The organism is Solibacillus sp. FSL R7-0668, from assembly GCF_038006205.1.
Taxonomy (GTDB): Bacteria; Bacillota; Bacilli; order Bacillales_A; family Planococcaceae; genus Solibacillus.
The window spans coordinates 1-4,746 of sequence record NZ_JBBOUU010000006.1; the positions used below are offsets into that span (position 1 = coordinate 1).

6 protein-coding genes are annotated in these 4,746 nt (G+C 35.2%); 5 read left to right on the plus strand and 1 reads right to left on the minus strand.

Translation table 11 applies throughout. The annotated features are described in order from the left end of the window. Together MKX47_RS21375 and MKX47_RS21380 are read left to right on the plus strand one after the other, a co-directional pair. A partial coding sequence (locus MKX47_RS21375) for a protein rep (protein ID WP_340778513.1) occupies positions 1-719 on the plus strand: 719 nt, incomplete at its 5' end. 110 nt (positions 720-829) lie between these two features. Further along, positions 830-1,246: a hypothetical protein gene (locus MKX47_RS21380; RefSeq protein WP_340778516.1), complete on the plus strand. Its 417-nt coding sequence runs from the start codon at positions 830-832 to the stop codon at positions 1,244-1,246. On the opposite strand, the gene MKX47_RS21385 is transcribed toward MKX47_RS21380, so the two are convergent. After that, positions 1,243-1,902: a hypothetical protein gene (locus MKX47_RS21385; RefSeq protein ID WP_340778518.1), complete on the minus strand. Its 660-nt coding sequence runs from the start codon at positions 1,900-1,902 to the stop codon at positions 1,243-1,245. The genes MKX47_RS21380 and MKX47_RS21385 overlap by 4 nt on opposite strands. Before the next feature lie 535 nt (positions 1,903-2,437). Here MKX47_RS21385 and MKX47_RS21390 point away from each other — a divergent pair. The 3 genes from MKX47_RS21390 to MKX47_RS21400 all read left to right on the plus strand — a co-directional run. Continuing rightward, on the plus strand, positions 2,438-2,605 hold the full coding sequence (locus MKX47_RS21390) for a hypothetical protein (RefSeq protein ID WP_340778522.1): 168 nt from the start codon (positions 2,438-2,440) through the stop codon (positions 2,603-2,605). 330 nt (positions 2,606-2,935) lie between these two features. Continuing rightward, positions 2,936-3,970, plus strand: a complete 1,035-nt coding sequence (locus MKX47_RS21395) for an integrase (RefSeq protein WP_340778523.1) — start codon at positions 2,936-2,938, stop codon at positions 3,968-3,970. 400 nt (positions 3,971-4,370) lie between these two features. After that, on the plus strand, positions 4,371-4,746 hold a 376-nt coding region (locus MKX47_RS21400; RefSeq protein WP_340778524.1), incomplete at its 3' end, for a protein rep.

Below are 4,746 nucleotides of genomic sequence, written 5' to 3' on the forward strand. Positions count from 1 at the left end.
TGAATGAACGTGAAAAAGTAAAATGGGTTTTCCTCACGCTGACGGTTCGAAATGTTGAAGGTGAAAATTTAAAAGATACAATGGATCAAATGACAAAAGCGTGGAATCGCTTTGCTGGCTATGCCAAATTTAAAAAGTCGGTGCGTGGTTATTTTCGTGCAATGGAAGTTACTCGAAACTGGGATAAAGAAAGTGAATGGTATGGCACGTATCACCCTCATTTTCATGTCTTGTTGGCTGTTCCTACAAATTACTTTTCAAAAAATTATATCAAACAATCGGAATGGACGGATATGTGGCAGCGTGCCATGAAATTAGACTATACGCCCATTGTTCATGTGGCAAAAGTGAAGCCGAAAGCAGAAGCAACGGATTTTGTTGAAGTGGAACAGGAAATGAAAAAAGTGATTGCTGAGCAAAATGCTATTTTTGAAGTTTCCAAGTATCCAGTAAAGGATACGGATGTGATACGTGGCAATAAGGTCACACCTGAAAATGTTCAAACGGTCAAAGATTTGGACAAGGCATTGGCATATAAACGGCTTATTTCGTATGGTGGTTTGTTGAAAGAAATTCATAAGGAATTAAACTTGGACGATGCCGAGGATGGCGACTTGATCCATATTGATGATGACGCCGATGAAGTGGCAAATGGTGCTGTTGATGTAATGGCTTATTGGCACGTTGGTTTAAATAATTATGTGATAAGAACAGAGTAGCCGTAGCTATTCTGTTCTTATTTTTTTTATTATTTTTAAAGGGATTTCTTAAGTAATGTGTAATAGTATTTTTGTAAGTAAATAATTGTAATGAGAGAGGGGAAAGACTAATGAAAAAGATAAGATTAATAGTTTTTGGAGTTTTATTAGTAAGTTTTCTTTTTGTAATCTCAAATAATAATAGTGTTTTTGCTGCAGATTTAAATGATGTTGAGAATGAATTGGTGGAGAATTCTGATGAAACTTCATTAGCTGCTGCATGTGTAAGTCCTAAATTTATTTATTACCACAAGAATTCGGGTACCAAAGAAGTTACTTTTATTGTTCAAGGTAATCCTGGAAGTTCGATAACATTTTATATTTATAAATATTTGGGTGGCTTATATTTAGGAACTCATACAACTTTAGATAGCACTGGTTATAAAGTTTTGACTTATACAGTTGAAAATGGTAGTTATGAGGCTGTTTTAGGACAATCAGGTACTTGTAGTGGAACGTATGGTCCTGAGTTCTTCACAATGAATTAATTGCTTTTTATATTATTTGTTATATTAATTTGAAAAATATTAGAGTCGAGATTATGTTGTTGGATTATATCAAGAATTGTATTTTTTATTTTTAAATTGTTTGTTTGATAATCAGTCGGTAAATTTAAAGTTATTTTTACATTTTCGGGTGATATTTCGTGATGTAAACTGAAAGCGACATTATATTTAATAAATAATTTTTCTCCAATATAACCAATTAAATCGTTGTAACTTAATCTTATTGATGCTGTATTTTCTTGAAAAAATGGTTCATCGTTATATTCAGTTATATCAATATGAAATAATACAGGATCAAATTTGTTTTGTTTTATTGTATCTATAGTTATTTTTTTTATATCTTTTTTTGTTATTTCTGTAATATCTTGATTTACTTTGATTAACAATTCAATTTTATCATCTGAGGAAATTGAATAATCTATAACTCCAGGATAATTATTAATACGTAATTGATGATTAAGATTGAAAATTAATGAATTATATTGATTGATATAATTTATTAGTTCTGTATTTGTTTTTGTTGTTGAAAGTTTATGGTTTTTTGGGGTTTCAGCTGAAGAATGGGAGAGAAAAAATAATAAAGTTATAGTGATGCTTATAGTAAAAATTACTAAAAGAGATAACTTCTTTGAAGGCATTAAAAATCTCCTTTTCATGTTTTTATAAATCTTATGTATTAATATGTAACAAAAGAATTATTATCATCCTGAATAGAAAGTAAAATAAGGTGGATTGTCAATGGCTTGTAGCGGTAAGCGGAACGTAGTGAGCATTAAGGAGCGGAAAGCCATTGACAATCTGCACACGATTTACAAGCTTGGAATGACGAAGGAATGAAAAGGGGTGTTCTTCCCCGTTCATTTTTTCGGCGGCCACGCCAAGTGAAAAGTTTTTGGGGGTTTGCACCTTTGTTCAAAAAGGGGCAAGGTCTTTTTTTGTTTTTCCAGCAGATCACATGGATCAACAAAATAAAGTATCGAGTGCTAGGATAATGGCAGTCGTTTTTTCATTTAAAATTAGTGTTATAGCATGTAAAAAAGGTGTATAGAGTACAGCATATAAAATAAAAAAGGAGCAATCAATAGAGTTGCAAGGGATACAGGAATTATTTTAAAAGTGAACGATTTCAAAAGTTAAATAAAAATTAAAAAAGGCAAATTAGGAGGAACGAAAATGGATGGAAAATTGGAAGTATTTAAGGTTAAAGTCTCAGCATCGAGTGATGAGGATTTGTTAGATTCGCTTGTGCTGCATGCAAAAAAATCGGATGAAAATATCAGTAATTACGAGGCAATTAAAATATTAAAAAAGGAGCTTTTGCAACGTTTAAAAAGTAAGTAGAAAAAGGATAGTTGTATTAAAAGTTGTGAGAGCATGGACCAGTTTATGGTCTGTGCTCTATTTGTTTTTGACTGCTTAAGCAGTCAATCGGCGTAGCCGACAAGGGGATCGCTTGCGATTCCATTTGCTGCAACGCAGCAAAAATGTGACTGACATGGGTCACGAATAGAAGCAAACGGAAAAGTTTGCTGGCTTTAGGCTTTAATATTTACATGTGTACGATGCCATATGGTGACGACTTTTCATTTCGTGAAAACAGAAATGGAAATGCGTCACCTTATGGCATCAGCTGACTACTGCAACAAATTTATCATGAACGGAGGGGATTCTATGTCTAAAAAACGGGGGGGGAACCGTTTAAAATATCAAGTCGAGCAATCTATCAAAAAAATAAATAGGATTGGTGTTTCCAAAAAAATGTTACGAGATGAGAATGTAGAAACAGGTATTCATTCAATTACCCAAGTGAAACATGCTTTATCTGTTTCACAAAATTTTGCAGATTGGGCAAAAAGCGAAAAGGGCGTAAAAGATCTTTTTCAGTTGAAACGGTCGCATTATAGAGCGTATTTGGATTTTAAAAAAGCGGAGGGTGTTTCAACTGGGCATCTCATAAATATTGAAACCAATTTACGTCTTTTAGAAAAAGGAATGAATCGAATTTCAGAGGAAAAGGGTTTTCCTCAACGAAATTGGGTTCCGAAAGTCCGATTGATTGCTACGAATAGCCGTGAGAAGCCCCAGGATCGCTCGTACACGCCCAAAGAAATTGAAGGGTACTTAAATAAGCTTTCAACTAATGTGAGGATAGGAGCGGACTTACAGGTGGCTTTTGGGTTACGTCTGCGAGAAGTAGCGAACACCAAAGTAGCCCATATTGAAGAAAAGGCTGGCAAGCTCTTTTGGGTGGCTTCAGCAGATAAAACAGCGTTGAACGCTGCACAAGGTGTTACAAAGGCTGCTAGAGAGCGTGAGACGCCTTGTAGACCTGAATACGAACAAAGGGTGAGGGAACTAATTCAGGGCAAGGAACAGGGGCAATATGTTGTTCCTGTGCGTTATAATACGCTGAAATCGGGATATAACCGAGCAGGTATGAAGGGTTCTCATGCTTTTCGCCATACTTATGCCCGTGAAATGCTTCGGAATGAGTTGCAATCCCTTGGGATTGAACAAAAAGGACGGAATATGATGCAACGAATGTTAGAAAATCGTGCTGCTGGTTATCGGAAGGACCATCTAGTGACACGAGATGAACGTTTGTTGTATGGTGATGTGTCCAGGGCGATGGATCGAATTCAATCATATTTAGGTCATGGTGATGGTCGAATGGATTTGGCTGAGATTTATTTAAAAGGCTTTTAATCTCCCCTCCCCTATCGAATGAGGAGTCAAAAATCTTTCGTTTATTTCATGGTGCGACAAATGAGTGGCATGAATTTACAAGGGGGGAGGAGACAAGTGTTCGCTTTGTCGATGGTTTGACGTTTTTTGTTTTTTAAGGTTTTAAGGTTTTAAAAAATCCCCTCAGTTTTTTGAGGGGATTTTTTGTGTTTTGAGCAAAGCGAAAAACGGTCTTTTCTTATCTTGATACATATAGAAACAACTCAAGGGGTCAAAAACAGGGTTGAGCCTTAGAGCTGTATGGGCTCAGGTCACTTTCAAAAGGTAGACAGAAAAAAAGCCTTCTGTTAAGATGTAATTGTCTAGAAAACAAAATAACTGAGGGCTTTTTATATGCTCTCCCGAAAGAGAGGTTTTATTTATGAATTCATACCCGAATGATAGCACAAATAGACATGTGCTATCAAGGGGGCAAAATAAAGTTGATGATAATAGTGAGTTAAATACATTATGTTCCCTTGAAATATTGAGCGACAAAGATAGTAAAGGCAAAGAACGTGACTGGAAAGGTAAGAAAAAACGTTCACTTTTAATGGCTGCACATCATGCTGAAGTTGATGAGTTGTTTAAAAAGGCTGAACGTATGTATGATTGTGGGAATTATTTAGTGTTTAAAATGGCGGATGGTCGGTTAAAACTCTATCAAGCTTATTTCTGTAAAGCGAGGTTATGCCCTTTGTGTAACTGGCGTAGGTCATTGAAAATTGCTTTCCAAAATAAAAAAATTATTCAAGCAG

Bases quoted from the DNA above. Each gene is read 5' to 3' on its own strand.
- MKX47_RS21380 (WP_340778516.1), top strand. From the start codon at position 830: ATGAAAAAGATAAGATTAATAGTTTTTGGAGTTTTATTAGTAAGTTTT.
- MKX47_RS21385 (WP_340778518.1), bottom strand. From the start codon at position 1,902: ATGCCTTCAAAGAAGTTATCTCTTTTAGTAATTTTTACTATAAGCATC.
- MKX47_RS21390 (WP_340778522.1), top strand. From the start codon at position 2,438: ATGGATGGAAAATTGGAAGTATTTAAGGTTAAAGTCTCAGCATCGAGT.
- MKX47_RS21395 (WP_340778523.1), top strand. From the start codon at position 2,936: ATGTCTAAAAAACGGGGGGGGAACCGTTTAAAATATCAAGTCGAGCAA.